General features: G+C 72.6%; 17 protein-coding genes, 1 pseudogene and 1 riboswitch. Of the genes and pseudogenes, 8 read left to right on the top strand and 10 right to left on the bottom strand.

Annotated elements, in window-relative coordinates; translation table 11 throughout:
• Positions 1–66 precede the first annotated feature (66 nt).
• On the top strand, positions 67–996 hold the full coding sequence (locus QIT00_RS04075; protein ID WP_282533664.1) for a carbamate kinase: 930 nt from the start codon (positions 67–69) through the stop codon (positions 994–996).
• Between the two features lie 24 nt (positions 997–1,020).
• Here QIT00_RS04075 and QIT00_RS04080 read toward each other — a convergent pair whose 3' ends face one another.
• Positions 1,021–1,671, bottom strand: a complete 651-nt coding sequence (locus QIT00_RS04080) for a GntR family transcriptional regulator (protein ID WP_282533665.1) — start codon at positions 1,669–1,671, stop codon at positions 1,021–1,023.
• A 174-nt stretch (positions 1,672–1,845) separates the two neighbouring features.
• A complete protein-coding gene (locus QIT00_RS04085; protein ID WP_282533666.1) occupies positions 1,846–2,325 on the bottom strand; it encodes a macro domain-containing protein in 480 nt (159 codons plus the stop codon).
• Between the two features lie 92 nt (positions 2,326–2,417).
• Between QIT00_RS04085 and QIT00_RS04090 the strand changes: the two genes are divergently transcribed.
• Positions 2,418–3,455, top strand: coding sequence for an EamA family transporter (locus QIT00_RS04090; protein WP_282533667.1), 1,038 nt, complete (start codon positions 2,418–2,420; stop codon positions 3,453–3,455).
• Between the two features lie 409 nt (positions 3,456–3,864).
• The gene (locus QIT00_RS04095) at positions 3,865–4,440 is read left to right on the top strand and encodes an ankyrin repeat domain-containing protein (protein ID WP_282533751.1); all 576 of its coding nucleotides are present in this window, start codon (positions 3,865–3,867) and stop codon (positions 4,438–4,440) included.
• 133 nt (positions 4,441–4,573) lie between these two features.
• On the opposite strand, the gene katG is transcribed toward QIT00_RS04095, so the two are convergent.
• Positions 4,574–6,796, bottom strand: a complete 2,223-nt coding sequence (gene katG / locus QIT00_RS04100) for a catalase/peroxidase HPI (protein ID WP_282533668.1) — start codon at positions 6,794–6,796, stop codon at positions 4,574–4,576.
• Between the two features lie 250 nt (positions 6,797–7,046).
• Here katG and QIT00_RS04105 point away from each other — a divergent pair, with 250 nt between their 5' ends.
• A complete protein-coding gene (locus QIT00_RS04105; protein WP_282533669.1) occupies positions 7,047–7,463 on the top strand; it encodes a Fur family transcriptional regulator in 417 nt (138 codons plus the stop codon).
• Positions 7,464–7,651: 188 nt separating this feature from the next.
• Here QIT00_RS04105 and cobN read toward each other — a convergent pair whose 3' ends face one another.
• On the bottom strand, positions 7,652–11,248 hold the full coding sequence (gene cobN / locus QIT00_RS04110; RefSeq protein WP_282533670.1) for a cobaltochelatase subunit CobN: 3,597 nt from the start codon (positions 11,246–11,248) through the stop codon (positions 7,652–7,654).
• Positions 11,249–11,360: 112 nt separating this feature from the next.
• Positions 11,361–11,452: riboswitch (cobalamin riboswitch) on the bottom strand.
• Positions 11,453–11,553: 101 nt separating this feature from the next.
• On the opposite strand from cobN, the gene cobG reads away from it, so the two are divergent.
• The 3 genes from cobG to QIT00_RS04125 are packed head-to-tail and all read left to right on the top strand — an operon-like array spanning position 11,554 to position 15,043.
• Entirely contained in the window at positions 11,554–12,888 is a 1,335-nt protein-coding gene (gene cobG / locus QIT00_RS04115) for a precorrin-3B synthase (RefSeq protein WP_282533752.1), read from the top strand.
• On the top strand, positions 12,885–13,547 hold the full coding sequence (locus QIT00_RS04120) for a precorrin-8X methylmutase (protein WP_282533671.1): 663 nt from the start codon (positions 12,885–12,887) through the stop codon (positions 13,545–13,547). The genes cobG and QIT00_RS04120 overlap by 4 nt, the downstream gene beginning before the upstream one ends.
• Positions 13,544–15,043: a precorrin-2 C(20)-methyltransferase gene (locus tag QIT00_RS04125; protein ID WP_282533672.1), complete on the top strand. Its 1,500-nt coding sequence runs from the start codon at positions 13,544–13,546 to the stop codon at positions 15,041–15,043. The genes QIT00_RS04120 and QIT00_RS04125 overlap by 4 nt, the downstream gene beginning before the upstream one ends.
• 236 nt (positions 15,044–15,279) lie before the next feature.
• Here QIT00_RS04125 and QIT00_RS04130 read toward each other — a convergent pair whose 3' ends face one another.
• Positions 15,280–16,023, bottom strand: a complete 744-nt coding sequence (locus tag QIT00_RS04130) for a cobalt-precorrin-6A reductase (protein ID WP_282533673.1) — start codon at positions 16,021–16,023, stop codon at positions 15,280–15,282.
• Between the two features lie 18 nt (positions 16,024–16,041).
• Here QIT00_RS04130 and QIT00_RS04135 point away from each other — a divergent pair, with 18 nt between their 5' ends.
• Complete coding sequence (locus QIT00_RS04135; RefSeq protein ID WP_282533674.1) at positions 16,042–17,232, top strand: cobalt-precorrin-5B (C(1))-methyltransferase; 1,191 nt, start codon at positions 16,042–16,044, stop codon at positions 17,230–17,232.
• A 10-nt stretch (positions 17,233–17,242) separates the two neighbouring features.
• Here the strand turns inward: QIT00_RS04135 and QIT00_RS04140 are convergent.
• The 5 genes and pseudogenes from QIT00_RS04140 to QIT00_RS04160 all read right to left on the bottom strand — a co-directional run bounded on the left by QIT00_RS04140 (position 17,243) and on the right by QIT00_RS04160 (position 21,004).
• Positions 17,243–17,575: pseudogene (locus tag QIT00_RS04140) on the bottom strand (glyoxalase superfamily protein).
• 38 nt (positions 17,576–17,613) lie between these two features.
• Positions 17,614–18,363, bottom strand: a complete 750-nt coding sequence (gene cobM, locus QIT00_RS04145; RefSeq protein WP_282533675.1) for a precorrin-4 C(11)-methyltransferase — start codon at positions 18,361–18,363, stop codon at positions 17,614–17,616.
• Positions 18,360–19,661 carry a precorrin-6y C5,15-methyltransferase (decarboxylating) subunit CbiE gene (cbiE, locus tag QIT00_RS04150; RefSeq protein WP_282533676.1) on the bottom strand — a complete coding sequence of 434 codons (1,302 nt, stop codon included), beginning with the start codon at positions 19,659–19,661 and terminating at the stop codon, positions 18,360–18,362. The genes cobM and cbiE overlap by 4 nt, the downstream gene beginning before the upstream one ends.
• Positions 19,662–19,973: 312 nt before the next feature.
• Entirely contained in the window at positions 19,974–20,660 is a 687-nt protein-coding gene (locus tag QIT00_RS04155) for a hypothetical protein (RefSeq protein ID WP_282533677.1), read from the bottom strand.
• Positions 20,657–21,004, bottom strand: coding sequence for a helix-turn-helix transcriptional regulator (locus QIT00_RS04160; protein WP_282533678.1), 348 nt, complete (start codon positions 21,002–21,004; stop codon positions 20,657–20,659). Before QIT00_RS04160 ends, QIT00_RS04155 begins: the two co-directional genes overlap by 4 nt.
• Positions 21,005–21,133: the final 129 nt, after the last annotated feature.

The raw sequence follows: 21,133 nt of genomic DNA on the forward strand, positions 1-21,133 counted from the left end.
GGTGACCCTACGAAGAATTGGTATACCATTTCGCCACCAGAAGCGACCCATTCGAGGAGGACTTCCATGCGCATCGTCGTGGCCCTGGGTGGCAACGCACTGGCCCGGCGGGGCGAGCCGATGACCGCGGACCATCTGCGGGCCAACGTCAGGGCGTCCTGCGAGGCGCTCGCCGACCTGGCCGGGAAGCACGAGGTGGTCATCACCCACGGCAACGGTCCGCAGGTGGGATTGCTCGCCCTGCAGAACCTGGCCTACCAGGACGTGGCGGCGTACCCGCTGGACATTCTGGGCGCGGAGACGCAGGGCATGATCGGATACGTCATCCAGCAGGAGCTCAGCAATGCGCTGGGCGGCGCCCGTGAGGTCGCGGCGGTGCTCACCACCACCGAAGTCGACGAGGACGACCCGGCGTTCAGCCTCCCGACCAAGCTGATCGGCCCGATGTACTCGGCACACGACGCGGCCGACGCCGCGGCCGAGTACCGGTGGACCATCGCCCGGGACGGCGCTGGCTTCCGCCGGGTCGTGCCGTCACCGCACCCGCTGCGGATCGTGCAAGCCCCGTTGGTGCGCACGCTGCTGGAGAACGACCGGCTCGTGGTGTGCGTCGGCGGCGGCGGTGTGCCCGTCAAGACCGACGGCAAGGGCCGCCGGACCGGGCTTCAGGCGGTCGTCGACAAGGATCTCGCCAGCGCCGCTCTGGCGGCCGAGCTGCAGGCGGACATGCTGGTGATGCTGACGGACGGTGACTACGTCAGCGAGAACTGGGGCACTCCGGAGCAGCGCGACATCCTCACGGCATCCCCGGAGGCGATCGGCGAACTCGCTTTCGCCGAGGGTTCGATGAAGCCGAAGGTCGACGCCGCGATCCGGGTCGCGCAGGCGGGCGGGCGCGCACTCATCGGCCCGCTGGACCGGCTCGACGATCTGCTGGAGCGCCGCGTCGGCACGGAGATCAAACCCGATGTGCCGGAAGGAATCATCTTCGCCTGAGCCTCCGCCGGGTGCCGGACGTGCTCAGTCCTTCGCGGCCCTCAAATGCGCCGCCGCCGCGCTGCGGCCCGTCTCCAGGTGCTTCATCACCAATTCCTCGACGCGCGGCACGTCCCGGGACGCGATCGCGTCGTACAGCTCCTCGTGCTCCTGCGCCACGGCGAGCAGGTCGTCGTGCCTGCTGAGCAGCCAGCGCATCCGGCTGCGCAGGGTCCTCTCCAACTCGCTGAGCAGCTCGTTCGCCGCCAGCCACGTGACGGTCTCGTGGAAGTCGGCCGCGGCGCGGCGGGCACGTACGGCGTCGCCCCGGCGCGCGGCCTCCAGCTCGGCGTCGAGGTCGGCGCGGAGCCGATCGAGACCGGCGCGGGTGCTGCGCTGAGCGGCGAGCCGGAACGTGAGTGTCTCCAGGGCGGACCGCACTTCGTCCAGGTCCGAGATGTCGGTGGGGCTGAACTCCCGTACGACCGCCCAGGTGCGCGGGCGAGGAGTGACGAGACCCTCGTTCACGAGCGCCTTGAGGGCATCGCGGACGGGCAGCCGGCTCACCCCGAGCTCGGCCGCGAGTTCACGCTCGACGAGCTTGCTGCCGGGTCGGCGTACACCGTCGAGAATGTCGTCCCGGAGCTGACGCGTGACCCGATCCGACTCGGGCTCGAAGCCTTCACTACCTGCCATGCGGCACATTCTCTCATCAGGTCCGGACCTCACGAGTTTGGTATACCACCGGAATCCCGCCGAAATTTCGCCGTCAGTTCCGTAGGAACCTCCGTATGGCCACCTCCGCGTCACGGCGGCGGCCGGGTCGTGCAGAGCGCGCCGCGCGTAGGCCACATACGCCTCCGGCCTCGGCTACCCGTCGTGGTCGTACACGGTCACCGATATCCCTCTCGCGACGAGACGTTCCATGATCAGCGGTTCGATCCGGGACCACTTGCCGCCCGCCAGGCCGCAGCCGATCCTCGGCATGTGGACCGACGCGCCGAGTTCCACGGCCTTGTCGGCGACGCGTCCCAACGCCGCGTCGATGGCCTCGTACCGCACGGGCACACCCTTGCTTCCGGTGCGGATGCCGCGCTGGCCGACCATGTTCGCCACCCACACGTACGGCTCGACCTGGATGAACTGAGCGGCGCCCAGGCCGAATTCGTTGCCCGCGCGCTCGCGGTGCCAGCGTCTGTAGGCCGCCTCGGGCTCCGGCCAGCGGCGGGACACGGCCAGCACGAAGCCCTTGCCCCAGCCGCCCAGGTCGTTGCAGACATGTGCGATCAGCTTGACGCCCTTGCCGTGCGGCGCGGTGGCGTCCCCTCGTACGTATGCGATCCCCGTCATGCGCTCCACCGTAAAGCGCACCACTGACAACGCACCGGCAGTGCTTCGATGAGCTGTGGATGTGACCGATAGCCCCGCGAGAGGTGTCCCGTATGGCCGTACCGCCCGCGCCGCCTCCACTGCCGCTGGGGCGTGGCCTGCTGTACGCGGGGTTCGCCGCCAGCACCTGGGGCACGGCAGGAGCGGCGGCGACCGCGCTCCATCAGCACAGCGGGCTCGGCCCGTTGACCGTCTCGTTCTGGCGGTTCCTGATCGGAGCGCTGCTCCTGCTCGGCGCCCGGCCCCTGTTGCTGCACAGCCGGTCGAGGCGGGTGCACGCAGCCACGCCTGCTTGCGGTTCCGGTTCCGGTTTCGGTTCCGGCCTGAGGCGTCTCGTACGTCCGCATCTCCTCGGGCTCGGCCTGTGCATGGCGGTATTCCAAACGTTCTACTTGATCGCTGTGGACCTCACCGGGCTCGCGGTCGGTACGACCGTCGCCCTCGGTACGACACCGGTCCTCACCTCGCTCGGGGCCTGGCTGCTGTCGCGTCAACGGCCCAGGCCCGCTGACCTGTCGGCCACCGCGCTCGCCGTGGTGGGGCTGCTGCTCGTCGTCCTCGGCGGCTCGGGCGGCGGCTCGGGCGTGCCCGCCACCGGCCCGTCCCCGGTGGCGGGTTTCGCGTGCGCTCTGCTGTCGGCGGCGGGGCTGGCCTCGGTCAACCTCCTTGGCCAGCGCCGCCGTCGACGTCCCGACGGGGAGCCCCTGGACGCCGCACTCGCCGGATTCGGCGTCGGTACGGTGCTGTTGCTCCCCGTACTCCTGACCACCGATGTGCTGCCGAAGGGCTCGGAGGTCTGGCCGTCGGTGCTGCTGCTCGGGTATCTGGCGGCGGTGCCCTCGGCGCTGGCGTACGCGCTGTTCTTCACAGCCGCTTCCGTGGTGCGGGCCACCACCATGTCGACCCTGATGCTCCTGGAGCCGCTCGCCGCGCTCGCCCTGGGCGTACTCCTCTTCGACGAGCGGCTGGCCCTTGCCGCCGCCGCGGGAACAGCCTTGCTGCTCACCGGAATCCTGGTCCTCGCGCGGGCCGAGCGGGAGAGCGGGAACCCTGGCCCCGACGGCGGGGCCACGCATCAACCGATCGGATGACCCACGGGTCGTCCCAACGCCCGGTGATCTCCAGCCGGTTCAGCGACGGCCGGTCCCGAATGCGGAACGAGCATGGACGGTACGGCCCTCGCACCCCCTCGCACCCCCTCACACCCCCTCGCCCCCCGCACCCCCTCGCACCTCTTCGCACCTCCTCTCGCTGACGACCCTCCCCCACCGAAAGCGAAACGCCATGGCCTCCGCACGACGCACCACCCTCCTGTTCGCCGCGCTCGCGGGCGCCGCCGTGCTAGTGACCGCGTGCAGTGCGGAGCCCGAGACGGATGGGGCCGAGCGGCCCACGAAGTCGTCCAGCGCCTCCAGGTCGGCTTCCCCCGGGGCCGAAGCCGAGGCCTCCTCGCCCGCCGCCGAGAAGAAACCCGCGAAGGACCCCGCAGCGAGCCGCGACCTGCTGGCAGCCGCGCGTTCCGGGGACGCCGATGCCGTACGCGAGGCCATCGACCGGGGCGCCGACCTGGAGACGCGCGACGACAGCCGCCGCACTCCCCTGCTCCTCGCCGTCACCGACGACCACGTCGAGGCCGCCGAGATCCTCGTCGAGGCCGGGGCCGACCCGGACGCGCTCGACCACCAGCACGACACCCCGTGGCTGGTCACCGGCGTGACGGGCAGCGCCGAGATGGCCCGTGTCCTGGCGGAGGCCGACCCGGACTACGGCATCCTCAACCGGTACGGCGGCACCTCGCTGATCCCGGCCGGCGAACACGGCCACGTCGACTACATCCGCGAGGTCACCACCAACCCTGACATCGATGTGGACGTCGACCACATCAACAACCTCGGCTGGACCGCCCTGCTCGAAGCCGTGATCCTCGGCAGCGGCGGCGAGGCGCACCAGGAGTCCGTGAAACTCCTCCTCGACGCGGGCGCCGACCGCTCCATCGAGGACAATTCCGGCAAGACGGCCCTGGACCACGCCGAGGAGAAGGGCCAGAACGACATCGCCCGCCTGCTGCGCGGCTGAGCGACTGAGAGGCTGAGAGGCTGAACGGGCACATGAAGACGGTGGCCCGCCCGGCGCAACGCCGGGCGGGCCACCGCCACTTCGTCAGGTCACGCCCCCGAAGGGGCCTCAGCGACCTCGGTGCCGAGGAACCTCAGACCAGCTCGAACCGGTCCAGCTCCATGACCTTCGTCCAGGCCGCGGCGAAGTCCTTGACGAACTTCTGCTTCGCGTCGTCGCTCGCGTACACCTCGGCGACGGCGCGCAGCTCGGAGTTGGAGCCGAAGACCAGGTCGGCGCGGGTGCCGGTCCACTTGACGGCACCGGAGGCGTCGCGGGCCTCGAACTGGTCCTGGGCCTCGGACGTGGACTTCCAGGTGGTGTCCAGGTCGAGCAGGTTGACGAAGAAGTCGTTCGTCAGCGTGCCCGGGTTGTCCGTGAGGACACCGTGCTTCGAACCGGCGTGGTTGGCGCCCAGGACGCGCAGGCCGCCGACGAGGACGGTCAGCTCGGGGGCGCTCAGGGTGAGCAGGTTGCCCTTGTCGAGCAGCAGGTACTCGGCGGGGAGGCGGTTGCCCTTGCCGACGAAGTTGCGGAAGCCGTCGGCGGACGGCTCGAGCGCGGCGAACGACTCGACGTCCGTCTGCTCCTGCGCGGCGTCCACACGGCCCGGCGTGAAGCCGACCTCGACCTCGACGCCGCCGTCCTTGGCGGCCTGCTCGACGGCCGCCGTGCCCGCGAGCACGATCAGGTCGGCGAGGGAGACCTTCTTGCCGCCGGTGGCCGAGGAGTTGAAGGACTCCTGGATGCCCTCGAGGGTGCGCAGGACGTGCGCGAGGTCGTCCGGGTTGTTGACCTCCCAGCTGCGCTGCGGCTCCAGGCGGATGCGGGCACCGTTGGCGCCGCCGCGCTTGTCGCTGCCGCGGAACGAGGAGGCCGAGGCCCAGGCGGCCGATACCAGCTGGGAGACGGTCAGGTCCGAGCCGAGGATCCGCTCCTTGAGGGAGGCGATGTCCGCGGCGTCGATCAGCTCACCCTCGCGGGCGGGCAGCGGGTCCTGCCAGAGCAGTTCCTCGGAGGGGACCTCCGGGCCGAGGTAGCGGACGACCGGGCCCATGTCACGGTGCGTCAGCTTGTACCAGGCGCGGGCGAAGGCGTCCGCGAACTCCTCCGGGTTCTCGTAGAACCGGCGCGAGATGGGCTCGTAGATCGGGTCGAAGCGCAGCGACAGGTCCGTCGTGAGCATCGTCGGCAGGTGCTTCTTCGACTCGTCGTACGCGTCCGGGATGATCGCCTCGGCGTTCTTCGCCACCCACTGGTTGGCGCCGGCCGGGCTCTGCGTCAGCTCGTACTCGTACTCGAAGAGGTTCTTGAAGAAGCCGTTGCCCCACTGGGTCGGCGTGGTGGTCCAGGTGACCTCAAGGCCGGACGTGATCGCGTCCTTGCCGACGCCGGTGTTGTGCGAGCTCTTCCAGCCGAGGCCGAGCTGCTCCATCGGCGCGGCCTCGGGGTCCTCGGCGACGCTGTCGGCCGGGCCGGCTCCGTGGGTCTTGCCGAAGGTGTGGCCACCGGCGATGAGGGCGACGGTCTCCTCGTCGTTCATCGCCATGCGGCGGAAGGTCTCACGGATGTCGCGGGCCGCGGCGATCGGGTCCGGGTTGCCGTTGGGGCCCTCCGGGTTGACGTAGATGAGGCCCATCTGGACGGCGCCGAGCGGGTTCTCCAGCTCGCGGTCGCCGGAGTACCGCTTGTCGCCGAGCCACTCGGTCTCGGGGCCCCAGTACACGTCCTCCTCGGGCTCCCACACGTCCTCGCGGCCGCCGGCGAAGCCGAAGGTCTTGAAGCCCATGGTCTCCAGGGCGACGTTGCCGGTGAGGACCATGAGGTCGGCCCACGAGATGTTCTTGCCGTACTTCTTCTTCACGGGCCACAGCAGGCGGCGGGCCTTGTCGAGGCTGGCGTTGTCCGGCCAGCTGTTGAGCGGGGCGAAGCGCTGCTGACCGGCGCCCGCGCCGCCGCGGCCGTCGCTGATGCGGTACGTGCCGGCGCTGTGCCAGGCCATGCGGATCATCAGGGGGCCGTAGTTGCCGAAGTCGGCGGGCCACCAGTCCTGGGAGGTGGTGAGCACCTCCGCGATGTCCCGCTTGACCGCCGGGAGGTCGAGGGCGTTGAACGCCTCGGCGTAGTCGAACTCCTCGCCCAGCGGGTTGGCCACCGCCGGGTTCTTGGCGAGGATCTTCAGGTTCAGCCGGTCCGGCCACCACTGGCGGTTGCCCCCGCCCTGCGTCGGGTGCGGCGCGCGCCCGTGCGCGACGGGGCAGCCACCCGCTTCCTCCGCCTTCGGGTCTGTGACGATCGCGTCGTGGTTCTCAGTCATGGGAATCCCTCTGCACTGTGACTATGCGGATCACGCTTATGAAACTGGGCGGCGGTGGGGTGGGACGGGGCCAGGGGCGCAGCCCCCGAACTCTCCAGTCCACTCCCTTGGCTGTCGCTGGTGTCGATCCTACGATGGACGAAGTCCAAGTCAATACGACAGACAGACCCGTACGCATTCCCGTATAGGTTCCGGGTACGCGTTCATGCGGTGTTCGACGCGCGCATGCGCACAGTTAGGTGGGGTGGGGATGAGTGACCTGCTGGGACGGCTTCGCGGGAGGGGCTGGAGGATGACCGCGCAGCGCCGTGTGGTGGCCGAGGTGCTGGACGGCGAGCATGTGCATCTGACCGCCGACGAGGTGCTCGCGCGGGCCGCGGACCGGCTGCCGGAGATCTCGCGGGCGACGGTCTACAACACGCTCGGTGAGCTGGTGTCACTGGGCGAAGTGGTCGAGGTGGCGACGGACGGGCGCGCGAAGCGGTACGACCCGAACGCGCACCAGCCGCATCAGCACCTGGTGTGCTCGGGCTGCGGCGCGATCCGGGATGTGCACCCCGGCGGCGATCCGCTGTCCGACCTGCCGGTCTCGGAGCGGTTCGGTTTCGCGGTCTCCGAGGCCGATGTCACGTACCGGGGGCTGTGCCCGGAGTGCGCGAAGGCCTGAGCGGCCCGGCCGGGCGCCGTCACCGCCCGGCAGCGCCTCCTCGGACGGGCTGGTCTTCTCCCTCCCCTCCCCGCCCCTTCCCGAAAGCCTCCGGCAGTTTCGGGGCTCCGCCCCGGACCCCCACTCCTCAAGCGCCGGAGGGGCTGGATCAGGCCCTCCGGCGCCTCACGGCGTGGCGCGTGCGGGACTCAGTCCTCGCCGCCCTCCAAGTCGCCCTCCGTCTCCAGGTACGCCTGGCGCAGGGCCTCGATGACCGACGGGTCCGGCTTCTCCCACATGCCGCGGGACTCGGCCTCCAACAGGCGCTCCGCGATGCCGTGCAGGGCCCAGGGGTTGGCCTCCTGGAGGAACTCGCGGTTGACCGGGTCGAGGACGTACGTCTCGGTGAGCTTGTCGTACATCCAGTCGGCGATCACGCCGGTCGTGGCGTCGTAGCCGAAGAGGTAGTCGACGGTCGCCGCCAGCTCGAACGCGCCCTTGTAGCCGTGGCGGCGCATCGCCTCGATCCACTTGGGGTTGACGACACGGGCGCGGAAGACGCGTGAGGTCTCCTCGACGAGCGTGCGGGTGCGGACCGTCTCGGGGCGGGTCGAGTCGCCGATGTACGCCTCGGGGGCCGTGCCGCGCAGGGCGCGGACCGTGGCGACCATGCCGCCGTGGTACTGGAAGTAGTCGTCCGAGTCGGCGATGTCGTGCTCGCGGGTGTCCGTGTTCTTGGCCGCGACCGCGATGCGCTTGTACGCCGTCTCCATCTGCTCGCGCGCCGGGCAGCCGTCAAGGTCACGGCCGTACGCGTAGCCGCCCCAGACCGAGTAGACCTCGGCGAGGTCGGCGTCGGTGCGCCAGTCGCGGGAGTCGATCAGCTGGAGGATGCCCGCGCCGTACGTGCCGGGGCGGGAGCCGAAGATGCGGGTGGTGGCGCGGCGTTCGTCGCCGTGTTCGGCCAGGTCCGCCTGGACGTGGGCGCGTACGTGGTTGACGGAGGCCGGTTCGTCCAGGGACGCGGCGAGGCGTACGGCGTCGTCAAGCAGGCCGATCGTGTGCGGGAACGCGTCCCGGAAGAAGCCGGAGATGCGCAGCGTCACGTCGATGCGCGGGCGGCCCAACTCCTCGGCGGGGACGGGCTCCAGGCCGGTCACGCGGCGGGACGCGTCGTCCCAGACGGGGCGGACGCCGAGCAGGGCCAGGGCCTCCGCCACGTCGTCGCCCGCGGTGCGCATCGCGCTCGTGCCCCAGAGGGAGAGGCCGACGGAGACCGGGTACTCGCCGTTGTCGTCCTTGTACCGCTGGAGGAGGGAGTCCGCGAGGGCCTGGCCGGTCTCCCAGGCGAGGCGGGACGGGACCGCCTTCGGGTCGACCGAGTAGAAGTTGCGGCCGGTCGGCAGGACGTTGACGAGGCCGCGCAGCGGCGAGCCGGACGGGCCCGCCGGGACGAAGCCGCCGTTCAGGGCGTGCAGGGCGTGGTCGAGCTCGGCGGTGGTGGCGGCGAGGCGCGGGACGACCTCGCGGGCGGCGAACTCCAGGATGGCGGCGACCTGTTCGCCCTGGTCCGTGGGCACCGCGGCCGGGTCCCAGTCCGCGTCGTCCATGGCCTGGACGAGGGCGCGGGCCTTGTCCTCGGCCTCGTCGGCGGTGGTGCGGGTGGCGGCGGACTCGTCGAGGCCGAGGGCTTCGCGCAGGCCGGGCAGGGCCGTCGTACCGCCCCAGATCTGGCGGGCGCGGAGGATGGCGAGGACGAGGTTGACGCGGTCGGCGTCGGCGGGCGGGGCGCCGAGGACGTGCAGACCGTCGCGGATCTGGGCGTCCTTGACCTCGCAGAGCCAGCCGTCGACGTGCAGGAGGAAGTCGTCGAAGCCGTCGTCGTCCGGGCGGTCCTGCAACCCCAGGTCGTGGTCGAGCTTGGCGGCCTGGATGAGGGTCCAGATCTGGGCGCGGATGGCGGGCAGCTTGGCCGGGTCCATCGAGCTGATCTGGGCGTACTCGTCGAGGAGTTGCTCCAGGCGCGCGATGTCGCCGTAGGAGTCGGCGCGGGCCATCGGCGGGACGAGGTGGTCGATGAGGGTGGCGTGCACGCGGCGCTTGGCCTGGGTGCCCTCGCCGGGGTCGTTGACCAGGAACGGGTAGATGAGGGGGATGTCGCCGAGGGCGGCGTCGGGGCCGCAGGCGGCGGAGAGTCCGGCGTTCTTGCCGGGCAGCCACTCCAGGTTGCCGTGCTTGCCGAGGTGGATCATCGCGTCCGCGCCGAAGCCGCCGTCGTCGGCCGAGGCGGCGATCCAGCGGTACGCGGCCAGGTAGTGGTGCGAGGGCGGCAGGTCCGGGTCGTGGTAGATGGCGATGGGGTTCTCGCCGAAGCCGCGCGGGGGCTGGATGAGGATCAGGAGATTGCCGAAGCGCAGGGCGGCGAGCACGATGTCGCCGTCCGGGTTGCTGCTGCGGTCGACGAACATCTCGCCGGGCGCCGGGCCCCAGTGCTCCTCGACGGCCGTACGCAGGTCCTCGGGCAGCGTCGCGTACCAGCGGCGGTAGTCGGCGGCCGGGATACGGACGGGGTTGCGGGCCAGCTGCTCCTCGGTGAGCCACTCCTGGTCGTGGCCGCCTGCCTCGATGAGCGCGCGGATCAGCTCGTCGCCGTCGCCCGAGACGAGGCCGGGGATCTCCGCCTCGGACCCGAAGTCGTACCCCTCCTCGCGCAGGCGGCGAAGGAGCGCGACGGCACTCGCGGGGGTGTCGAGGCCCACCGCGTTGCCGATGCGGGAGTGCTTGGTCGGGTACGCGGAGAGGACGAGCGCGAGGCGCTTGTCGGCGGCCGGGATGTGCCGAAGTCGCGCGTGGCGTACGGCGATTCCGGCGACGCGGGCGGCGCGCTCGGTGTCGGGGACGTACGCGGGCAGGCCGTCCGCGTCGATCTCCTTGAAGGAGAACGGGACGGTGATGAGGCGGCCGTCGAACTCGGGCACGGCGATCTGGCTGGCGGCGTCGAGCGGCGAGACGCCCTCGTCGTTCTCCTCCCAGGCGGCGCGCGAACCGGTCAGGCAGAGGGCCTGCAGGATCGGTACGTCGAGCTGGGTGAGGGCACCCGCGTCCCAGGACTCGTCGTCGCCACCGGCCGACGCCTCGGCGGGCTTGGTGCCGCCCGCGGCGAGGACGGTGGTGACGATGGCGTCCACCGACCGCAGCTCGTCGACGAGTTCGGGCTCGGGCGCGCGGAGCGAGGCCACGTACAGGGGCTTGGGGCGGCCGCCGGCGTCCTCGATGGCGTCGCAGAGCGCGCCGACGAAGGCGGTGTTGCCGCTCATGTGGTGGGCGCGGTAGTAGAGCACGGCGACGGACGGCCCCTCGACGTCCTCGCGCGCGGTGCGCTCAAGCGGGCCCCAGGTCGGCGCGGCGGCGGGCGACTCGAAGCCGTGGCCGGTGAGCAGGACCGTGTCGGAGAGGAAGCGGGCGAGCTGCTCCAGGTTGGCCGGACCGCCGTGCGCGAGGTACGCGTGCGCCTCGGCGGCGATGCCGACCGGCACCGTAGAGGCGGCCATCAGCTGGGCGTCCGGGGCCTGTTCACCGGTGAGGACGACGACGGGGCGGCCGTCGGCGAGGAGCAGGTCGAGCCCGTCCTGCCAGGCGCGGATGCCGCCCAGGAGGCGGACGACGACGAGGCCGACACCGTCGAGGAGTGCGGGCAGCTCGTCCAGGGAGAGCCGCGAGGGGTTCGCGAAGCGGTACGGGACCGGTCCGTCGGCCGCACGGGCGCTCAGCAGGTCGGTGTCGGAGGTCGACAGGAGCAGGATCATGCGCGTGAGGCCTTCCTCGGGGTCCGCGCCCCGGGTGGTGTCAGGAGTGGGGTCTCCCTGCTCGCGGGCCGCTCCCGGCGCGGGCCGGGGAGAAACCTGAAGCGGGGAAAGGGAGTTCCTGGCTCACCCGTGCCCTCCGGGACGTACCCCTTCGGAACGGGCTCACAGTGGCGGGACCGCGCCGGAATCGCACCGGGCTTCCTCCCCCTGTCGCCGTGGTGGCGACGGCGGACCCGAAGATCCACCGAGAGCATAGTAAGGGTCGGCTCAAAAGGGCGGGGCGTTCCGCCTTCATGACGATAGGTATGCTCGCCGCCATGCCCTCGCCAGCCCCCCGTCCATCGCCCCAGGCCACAGCGGTCTCACGGGACCGCGGTGACGCCTGCCCGGGGTCGCTCAGGCTGCACGCCGCGGACGACGGGGCACTGGCCCGCATCCGGATCCCCGGTGGCGTGCTCGACGTCCGCCAGGCCGACGCGCTTGCCGCCGCCGCCCGTGAGCTGGGCGACGGCGAGCTGCATCTGACCTCGCGCGGGAACGTCCAGCTGCGCGGCCTTCGCGACGGCTGCGGAGGTGAACTCGCCGGTCTCCTGGACGCGGTGGGGCTGCTGCCGTCCGCCGCGCACGAGCGGGTCAGGAACGTCGTCGCCTCTCCCTTGTCGGGCCTGGACGGCACCGGCTTCGCCGACGTACGGCCGTGGTTGACGGGTCTGGACGCGGCGCTGTGCGCGAGTGACGCGGCGCGCGCCCTGTCGGGACGTTTCCTGTTCGCGCTCGACGACGGCCGCGGTGATGTGGCCGGTCTCGACGCCGATGTGACGGTACGGGCTGGCGCCGGTGGCACCGCGCTGCTCTCCCTCGGCTCGTCCGCCGAGGCGATCGAGGTCCCCGGGTCCGATGTGTCCCGGTCCGCGCTGATCGCCGCCGAGACGTTTCTCACGTCGGCCGAGGAGAGCGCGGGGAGCACCGGGAGCGCGGCGCGGGTCTGGCGGGTGGACGAACTGGGCGTATCGGTCGAGGAGTTGACCCGTACGGTCGCGAAGGCGCTGGCTCTGGCGCGGATCGACTGCGAGATACGGACGCGTCCGGCCTCCGTCACCGAGGGACCGCTACCCGGAGTGTCCGGTGACGCCCTGTCCGTCCACATTCCTCTCGGTCGTCTCTCGGCCCGCCAGTGGGACGTGTTGACGCGGACCGCCGAGCGGCACGGCGGGGAGCTGCGGCTGACTCCCTGGCGCGGAGCGGTGGTTCCGGCGCCGGGCCTCGACGCCTCCGCCGCCTCGTACGCGCTCGCGCAGCTCGCCGCCACCGGGCTCGTCACCTCGCCCGACTCCCCCTGGCTGCGCGTCGGTGCCTGCGTCGGCCGGCCCGGCTGCGCCAAGTCGCACGCCGATGTGCGGGCGGACGCGGCCCGCGCGCTCGACGCGGCCGGTGGCGCGCACCTCCCCCTGTACTGGTCCGGCTGCGAACGCCGTTGCGGGCATCCACGGACCGAGCGGATCGACGTCGTCGCCTCCCCCGGGGGCGGCTACCGGCTGAGCACCTCCGCAGCACGCGCCACACCCGCACCACCCGTCCCGCTGGACGACCCCTCCCACCTCGCCACCGCCCTGGTGGCGCTCACCGATCGAACCGCATGACGACCGAGAGCAGCGAGAAGAACACCGTGACCACCACGTACGACTACGAGAAGGACGGGGCGTCCATCTACCGCCAGTCCTTCGCCACGATCCGATCGGAGGCCGACCTCGCGGGCCTGCCCGCCGACGTCAGCCAGGTCGCGGTCCGGATGATCCACGCCTGCGGAATGACCGACCTCGTACGGGACCTCTCGTACACGCCCGACGCGGTGGCGCGGGCCCGGGCGGCGCTGCGCGCCGGGGCGCCGATCTTCACCGACGTGCAGATGGTCGCCAGCGGGGTGACCCGCAGGCGGCTGCCCGCCGACAACGACGTGCTGTGCACGCTCTCCGACCCGGCCGTCCCCGAGCTGGCCGCGAAGCTGGGCACCACGCGCAGCGCCGCCGCCCTCGAACTGTGGCGGGACCGTCTCGAAGGCTCCGTCGTCGCCGTCGGCAACGCGCCGACCGCGCTGTTCCGGCTCCTGGAGATGATCGAGGCGGGCGCCCCGAAGCCCGCCGCGATCATCGGTGTGCCGGTCGGCTTCATCGGCGCCGCCGAGTCCAAGGACGCGCTCGCCGAATTCCCGGGCGTGGAGCACCTGGTGGTGCGCGGCCGTCGTGGCGGCAGCGCCATCGCCGCCGCCGCCCTCAACGCGATCGCGAGCGAGGAAGAATGAGCGGCAAGCTGTACGGCGTGGGGCTCGGCCCCGGCGACCCGTCCCTGATGACCGTCCGCGCCGTCGAGATCATCGGCGAGGCCGACGTGATCGCTTACCACAGCGCACGGCACGGCCGGTCCATCGCGCGGTCCATCGCGGAGCAGCACCTGCGCGCCGACCACATCGAGGAGCGCCTGGTCTACCCCGTCACGACGGAGACCACGGACCACCCCGGCGGCTACAAGGGCGCCATGGAGGACTTCTACGCGGAGGCCTCCGAGCGGCTCGCCGCCCACCTCGAAGCGGGCCGCACGGTCGCCGTACTCGCCGAGGGCGACCCGATGTTCTATGGCTCGTACATGCACATGCACAAGCGGCTCGCGGACCGGTACGAGACCGAGGTGATCCCCGGTGTCACGTCGGTGTCCGCCGCCGCGGCCCGGCTCGGCACCCCGCTCGCCGAGGGCGAGGAGGTGCTGACGATCCTGCCGGGCACGCTGCCCGAGGAGGAGCTGACGGCGCGGCTCGCCGCGACGGACGCCGCGGTCGTGATGAAGCTGGGCCGTACGTTCCCCAAGGTCCGCCGGGCGATGGAGAGTTCGGGCAGGATCGACGCCGCGCGGTACGTGGAGCGGGCCACGATGCCCGGTCAGCGCCTCGCGCGGCTCGCGGAGGTCGACGCGGAGTCGGTGCCGTACTTCTCGGTGGCGGTGCTGCCGAGCGAGGTGGACGTCCAGCGGCCGGTGGGTCCGGTGCGGTCGGTGGGCGAGGTCGTGGTGGTCGGCACCGGACCCGCCGGGCCGCTGTGGCTGACGCCGGAGTCGCGGGGCGCGCTCGCCGCCGCGGACGACCTGGTCGGCTACACCACCTACCTGGACCGGGTGCCGGTCCGGCCCGGTCAACTGCGGCACGGTTCGGACAACAAGGTCGAGTCCGAGCGCGCGGAGTTCGCCCTCGACCTGGCCCGGAAGGGGCGTCGGGTCGCGGTGGTGTCGGGCGGTGACCCGGGCGTCTTCGCGATGGCCACGGCCGTCCTGGAGGTCGCCTCGCAGGACGAGTACGCGGACGTGCCGGTGCGGGTGCTTCCGGGGGTGACCGCCGCCAACGCGGCCGCGGCACGCGCGGGTGCGCCCCTCGGCCACGACTACGCGACCATCTCCCTCTCGGACCGGCTCAAGCCGTGGGAGGTCATCGCCGAACGGCTGCGCGCGGCCGCTGCCGCGGATCTGGTGCTCGCCCTGTACAACCCCGGCTCGCGCAGCCGTACTTGGCAGGTCGGCAAGGCGCGGGTGCTGCTGCTTGAGCATCGGGCGCCGGACACTCCGGTGGTCGTGGCGCGGGATGTGGGCGGTTCGGGCGAGCGGGTCCGGATCGTGCGCCTGGCCGACCTGGACCCGTCCGAGGTGGACATGCGGACGTTGCTGCTTGTCGGGTCCTCCCAGACGCGGGTTGTGCGTAGGGGTGGGGGCGAGCAGGTGGTGTGGACGCCGCGGAGGTATCCCGAGGGGGCTTGATTTCTCCCCGCCCCGCCCCTTCCCGACTGTGTCGATATGCGGCTGGCGCCGCGTGGCTGCGGCGCTGTCGCTTCTCGGCTGCGGCGCCGTCGTGGCTGGTCGCGCAGTTCCCCGCGCCCCTGAAAAACAGTCCCTTGGGGGCTAAATCCAGCCCCTCCGGCGTTTGAGGAGCGGGGGTCCGGGGGCGGAGCCCCCGTGGCTGTCCGCAGGACTTTCGGGAAGGGGCGGGGAGGGGATCAAGTCGTGTGCCCGAGCCACCCCACCGCCTCCTCCGGTGAGGCCACCACCGATCCCCCCTCCGGCACCGGCGGCCGCCGCACGACCACCACCGGAATCCCCGCCTCACGAGCAGCCGTGAGTTTGGGGGAGGTCGCCGCGCCCCCGCTGTCCTTCGTGACGACCACGTCGATCCCGTACCGCCGCAACACCCCCCGCTCCCCGTCCAGCGTGAACGGCCCCCGATCGAGCAGCAGTTCCGTACGGGCGGGCCGGGGGCCCTCCGGTGCGTCGACGGACCGTACGAGGAACCACAGCTCGTCCAGAGCCGCGTCCGCGAAGGTGGCGAGGCCCATGCGCCCCGTGGTCAGGAAGATCCGCTCGCCGAGGGCGGGCAGCAGGGCCGCGGCGGCCTCCAGGGACGCGGCGTCGTGCCAGTGGTCGCCGTGGACGGGGACCCAGCCGGGGCGGCGCAGCGCGAGCAGGGGAACATGGGCGGTGGCGGCGGCCCGCGCCGCGTGGAAACTGATCGTCCCGGCGAAGGGGTGGGTGGCGTCGATGAGCGCGTCGACGCGGTGTTCCCGCAGCCAGGCGGTCAGCCCTTCGGTCCCGCCGAAGCCGCCGACGCGGACCTCGCCGGGCGGCAGCCGCGGGCTCGCGACACGGCCGGCGAGAGAGCTGGTCACCGTCAGGCCGGGGGTGCCGTGGAGCAGCTCGGCCAGTCGGCGGGCCTCCGTGGTCCCGCCGAGTATCAGTACGTGCATGGAAGTTCGGGTCCGATCATGAGCGGTGACGTGCAGGGCGTCGACGATACGTCCGGTGGGGCGCGGAGCGGTGCGCGGGGCGGCGGTGCGGCCAAGGGCGGGCGTGGCGCCCAGCTCGCGCACACCGGCCTTCGGCCCGGCTGGACGACCGGTGCCTGTGCGACGGCGGCCACGACCGCCGCGTACACGGCGCTGCTGACCGGGGACTTCCCCGACCCGGTGACGATCACGCTGCCGAAGGGCCAGACCCCCGCCTTCGCGCTCGCCGCCGAGGAGTTGGCGACGGACCCGGGCGGCTCGCACGCGATGGCGGGCATCGTCAAGGACGCCGGGGACGACCCGGACGTGACGCACGGCGCGCTGGTGCGGGCGACGGTGCGGCTGCTGCCCGCCGGGTCCGGGGTGGTGTTCCGGGCGGGGCCCGGGGTGGGGACGGTCACGCTGCCGGGGCTGCCGCTGCCGGTGGGCGAGGCCGCGGTCAACCCGGTGCCGCGGCAGCTGATGCGCGAGCACGTAGCCGAGGTCGCGGCCCGGCACGGCGGCAGCGGCGATGTGGAGATCACCGTCTCCGTGGACCACGGCGAGGAGATCGCCCGTTCCACGTGGAACCCGAGGCTCGGCATCCTCGGCGGCCTGTCGATCCTCGGTACGACGGGGGTCGTGGTGCCGTACTCGTGCTCGGCGTGGATCGACTCGATCCGGCGCGGGGTGGATGTGGCGCGGGCGGCGGGGCGTACGCATGTGGCGGGGTGCACGGGGTCGACGTCGGAGCGGACCGTTCTCTCCGAGTACGCGCTGCCCGAGGACGCGCTGCTCGACATGGGCGACTTCGCGGGCGCCGTGCTCAAGTACATCCGCCGCCATCCCGTGGACCGGCTGACCGTCTGCGGCGGCTTCGCGAAGCTGTCCAAGCTGGCCGCCGGGCACCTCGACCTGCACTCGGCGCGCTCTCAGGTCGACAAGGGCTTCCTCGCCGGACTCGCCCGCACGGGCGGCGCGGACGAGGCGCTCGCCGCGCGGATCGCCGAGGCGAACACGGGCCTCGCGGCACTGCAGTTGTGCGGGGCGGCCGGGGTGCCGCTGGGCGATCTGGTGGCCGCGGCGGCGCGGGACGCGGCGCTGTCGGTGCTGCGCGGGGCGCCGGTCGCGGTGGACGTGATCTGCATCGACCGGGCCGGGACGGTGGTGGGGCGCAGCACGGTTGCGTGACGCGCGCCGTTCAGTCGGTCGCCTCGCCCACCCGGATGCGGTTGCGGTCCGGGTCGGTGAGCTCCAACTCCCGCCCCCAGGGCGCCTGTTCGGGTCGTACGCCGAACTCCGCGGCCACGGCGTCGAGGTCGCGTACGCGCAGATACACGAGGGTGTCCGGCCGGGCGTCGCCCTTGTGCTCGGACAGGAACAGCCGTACGGGACCCCGCGCGACCTCCGTGAAGACCGGGAAGCCCGGCTCGAAGCGGTGCTCCCACTGCTGCCGGAAGCCGAGCCGCGCGTACCAGTCGACGGCTCATGCCGCGTCCTCGACCCGGAGGATCGGGATGATCTCTTCGTCCATGTCCTGGAGGGTACGCGGGCGCCCGGGTGCGGCGGCGGTCAGCAGACGTGCCGGTCGCGTTCCGCCGAGTACAGGTGGCTGTCGCGGAACTGTTCCGCGCCCAGGGTGCGGCCGACGATGATCACGGCGGTGCGCTGGATGCCGGCCTCCTTGACCTGGGCGGCGATCTCGTCGAGCCGGCCGCGCAGGATGACTTCGTCGGGCCGGGACGCGTACGCGACGACGGCGGCGGGGCAGTCGGCGCCGTAGTGCGGGAGGAGTTCACCGACAACGCGGTCCGCGAGACCGGCGGCCAGGTGCAGCACGATCAGCGCGCCGCTGCGGCCGAGCGTGGCCAGGTCCTCGCCGTCCGGCATGGCGGTGGCGCGCTGCGCGACGCGGGTCAGAATGACGGTCTGGCCGACGGTCGGGACGGTCAACTCCCGCTTCAGGGACGCCGCGGCGGCCGCGAAGGCGGGCACTCCGGGGACGACCTCGTACGGCACTCCGGCCGCGTCGAGGCGCCGCATCTGCTCGGCGACGGCGCTGAACACGGACGGGTCGCCGGAGTGCAGCCGCGCCACGTCAAGGCCTTGCTCGTGGGCGCGGACCAGCTCGGCGGTGATCTCGTCGAGGTTGAGCCGCGCGGTGTCGACGAGGCGGGCGTCGGGCGGGCACTCGGCGAGGAGTTCGCGCGGGACGAGGCTGCCCGCGTAAAGGCAGACCTGGCAGGCGGCGAGCGTGCGGGCGCCGCGCACCGTGATCAGGTCGGCGGCGCCGGGGCCGGCTCCGATGAAGTGGACGGTCATCGTGTCGCTCCTGCGGGGTCGTCGTCCGACGCGGGGCCGGTGTACTCGGGATCGCTTGCGGAAGTCTTCTGTACGGCCCACTGCGTGACGGGCATCGCCTGCCGCCAGCCGGTGAAACCGCCGACCGGCACGGCATGGGCGACGGCCAGCTTCACCAGTTCGCCGCCGAGGCGCCGGTGGGCGGCGCCGAGCTGCGCCTCCGATTCGAGGGTGACGGTGTTGGCGACGAGCCGCCCGCCGACGGGCAGCGCGTCCCAGCAGGCCTCAAGGAGCTCGGGCGCGGTGAGGCCGCCGCCGATGAACACGGCGTCGGGCCGCGGGAGTTGAGCGAGCGCGGCGGGCGCGGCCCCGGTGACGACACGCAGGGCGGGGACGCCGAGGCGGTCGGCGTTGCGGGCGATGCGCTCGGCCCGCACGGGGTCGCGTTCGACGGTGACGGCGCGGCAGGAGGGGTGCGTGCGCATCCACTCGACGGCGATGGAACCGGAGCCTCCGCCAACGTCCCACAGCAGTTCGCCGGGCGCGGGCGCGAGGGCGGCGAGCGTGGCGGCCCGTACGTGGCGCTTGGTGAGCTGGCCGTCGTGCTCGTAAGCGGCGTCCGGGAGTCCGGGCACGGCGCCGATCCGGAGTGCGCCCGGGGCGCGGCGGCAGTCGACGGCGACGATGTTGAGCGGGTCGCAGAGGCGGTCGGCGGGCCAGTCGTCGGCGGGCAGTGCGTCGCTGGTCTCCTCCCGTGGGCCGCCGAGCTGTTCGAGGACACGCATCGGGCTGGGCCCGAAGCCGCGGTCGCGGAGGAGCGCGGCGATCTCGCCGGGGGTGGCGGCGCCCGCGCTCAGCACGAGCAGCCGACAGCCGTCGTGCAGGGCGGCGGCGACCCGGGCGACGGGCCGGCCCACGACCGTCACGACCTCCACGTCCTCCTGCGGCCAGCCGAGCCGGGCGCAGGCGTACGCGACGGACGAGGGGTGCGGCAGGACCCGCAGCGCGTCCGCGCCGAGCTCTTCGGTGAGGGCGCGCCCGATGCCGTAGAACATCGGGTCCCCACTGGCCAGTACGGCGATCCGGCGGCCCGTGTGCGCGGCGAGCAGTCCGGGGACGGCGGGGCGCAACGGCGAGGGCCAAGGGACGTGTTCGCCGGTGCACTCCGCGGGCAGCAGGTCGAGCTGGCGGGGCCCGCCGACGATCACCTCGGCGTCCCGCAGGGCCGCGCGGGCGGCGTCCGCGATCCCGTCCCAGCCGTCGGCGCCGATCCCGACGACGGTGACGGCGGGGGTCGGTCGTGGTGGTACGGGCGTCACGGGGGGCGGTACCTCGGGGTTCGGGGGTGCGGGTGGGGGTTCGGCCGAAGCTGACCGGGCGCACTTTACTGGGGTCGGACCTGGGGTTCTGTGGCCGGGGGCGATCTTCTCCCCTACCCGCCCCTTCCCGAAAGCCTGCGGCAGCTTCGGGGCTCCGCCCAGGACCCCGCTCCTCAATCGCCGGAGGGGCTGAATTTGCCGGTCCGGGCTCAATTTCGGCCATTGAGGAGGCCCGTCCGGCGAGGCCACGCGGCGCCAGCCGCATATTGGACACTGCGGGAAGGGGCGGGTAGGGGAAGACCACGCGCGCCCTCAGAGCACTCGCGCACACTCCCGACAAGCCCGAGCCGCCCCCGCGATCTTCGCGTGGAACACCAGGACGACACCCGCCGCGGCAGCGCACAGCGGCCAGTTGCTCGCCAGTACGGACGAGGCGACGAGCGTCAACGCGCTGACGGCCAGTGCCGCAGCCGCAGCCGTGCCCGACCACGCCACGGTCAGCGGCAGCCGCCGCGGCATGGGCAGCCGCCGCGCGAGCGCGCCGGTGGCGACGAGGGCGGCCGCGGCCAGGAGGGCGGTGACGGCCGCGACTGCGCCCAGGTGCGCGACCAGCACGCGGGCCGCTCCGGGCGCGGACGCGCCTCCGGTACCGGGCCACCACCGCAGCAGGTACCAGCACATGAGCAGCAGCGGCGCGACGAGCATGACCGTACGGGCGGTCAACCGGGCCTGGGCGACGGTGAGTTCACGCTGAAAGTCCGGTGCGAGCTCGGCGACGGTCCCGAACTCCCGGACGGCCCGGCGCGCGGCACGGACGCGGTCGACGTCGGTGTCGTCGCACGACAGGTCCCTCGCGGCGTCGATCAGTCCCTCGCGGAACTCCGCCAGCATGCGGGACTTGGCGCGCGCGGGGCCGCGCAGGGCGGCGGCCAGGTCCGCGACGTGCGTCTCGATGGGGTTCTCGGCGGGGGTGGCCGCGCCTTCGGCCGTCGCCGTCACGTCGCGGGCTTCGGGCCGGGGGCGGACGCCGGGTCGAGCACGGAGCCGATGGCGGTCGTGAACTCCTTCCACACCGACCGCTCCTCCGCGAGGCTGCGGCGACCGGCGTCGGTGAGTTCGTAGCAGCGCCTGCGCCGCTCGCCCTCCGACTCCCAGACGCTGCGCAGCAGTCCGAGGCGCTCCAGCTTGTTCAGGGCCGGGTAGATGGTGCCCTTGCGCAGCTCAAGGACGCCGTTGCTGCGTTCCTGGACGGCCGTGATCACCGCGTACCCGTGCAGCGGGCCGGATTCGAGGACGGACAGCAGGAGTCCGTCGAGATGTCCGCGTACCGCACTCGCCTTCATGGTTAGGCAGCCTACCCAAGTGAGGTGACGACGTGCTACTGATAGGTCGACAGCCAATCCATTGGCGGCCTACCCATGGACCTGGCCCATGGACCCGCCCCATGGACCGCCACCCAGAAGGGCACTCCG

The sequence above is a fragment of the Streptomyces luteolus genome, from assembly GCF_029968015.1.
Lineage (GTDB): Bacteria > Actinomycetota > Actinomycetes > Streptomycetales > Streptomycetaceae > Streptomyces > Streptomyces luteolus.

Excerpts from the sequence above, each read along its gene's own strand:
- QIT00_RS04075 (WP_282533664.1), top strand. The coding sequence starts at position 67 with ATGCGCATCGTCGTGGCCCTGGGTGGCAACGCACTGGCCCGGCGGGGC.
- QIT00_RS04080 (WP_282533665.1), bottom strand. The coding sequence starts at position 1,671 with ATGGCAGGTAGTGAAGGCTTCGAGCCCGAGTCGGATCGGGTCACGCGT.
- QIT00_RS04085 (WP_282533666.1), bottom strand. The coding sequence starts at position 2,325 with ATGACGGGGATCGCATACGTACGAGGGGACGCCACCGCGCCGCACGGC.
- QIT00_RS04090 (WP_282533667.1), top strand. The coding sequence starts at position 2,418 with ATGGCCGTACCGCCCGCGCCGCCTCCACTGCCGCTGGGGCGTGGCCTG.
- katG (WP_282533668.1), bottom strand. The coding sequence starts at position 6,796 with ATGACTGAGAACCACGACGCGATCGTCACAGACCCGAAGGCGGAGGAA.
- QIT00_RS04105 (WP_282533669.1), top strand. The coding sequence starts at position 7,047 with ATGAGTGACCTGCTGGGACGGCTTCGCGGGAGGGGCTGGAGGATGACC.
- cobN (WP_282533670.1), bottom strand. The coding sequence starts at position 11,248 with ATGATCCTGCTCCTGTCGACCTCCGACACCGACCTGCTGAGCGCCCGT.
- cobG (WP_282533752.1), top strand. The coding sequence starts at position 11,554 with ATGCTCGCCGCCATGCCCTCGCCAGCCCCCCGTCCATCGCCCCAGGCC.
- QIT00_RS04120 (WP_282533671.1), top strand. The coding sequence starts at position 12,885 with ATGACGACCGAGAGCAGCGAGAAGAACACCGTGACCACCACGTACGAC.
- QIT00_RS04125 (WP_282533672.1), top strand. The coding sequence starts at position 13,544 with ATGAGCGGCAAGCTGTACGGCGTGGGGCTCGGCCCCGGCGACCCGTCC.
- QIT00_RS04130 (WP_282533673.1), bottom strand. The coding sequence starts at position 16,023 with ATGCACGTACTGATACTCGGCGGGACCACGGAGGCCCGCCGACTGGCC.
- QIT00_RS04135 (WP_282533674.1), top strand. The coding sequence starts at position 16,042 with ATGAGCGGTGACGTGCAGGGCGTCGACGATACGTCCGGTGGGGCGCGG.
- cobM (WP_282533675.1), bottom strand. The coding sequence starts at position 18,363 with ATGACCGTCCACTTCATCGGAGCCGGCCCCGGCGCCGCCGACCTGATC.
- QIT00_RS04160 (WP_282533678.1), bottom strand. The coding sequence starts at position 21,004 with ATGAAGGCGAGTGCGGTACGCGGACATCTCGACGGACTCCTGCTGTCC.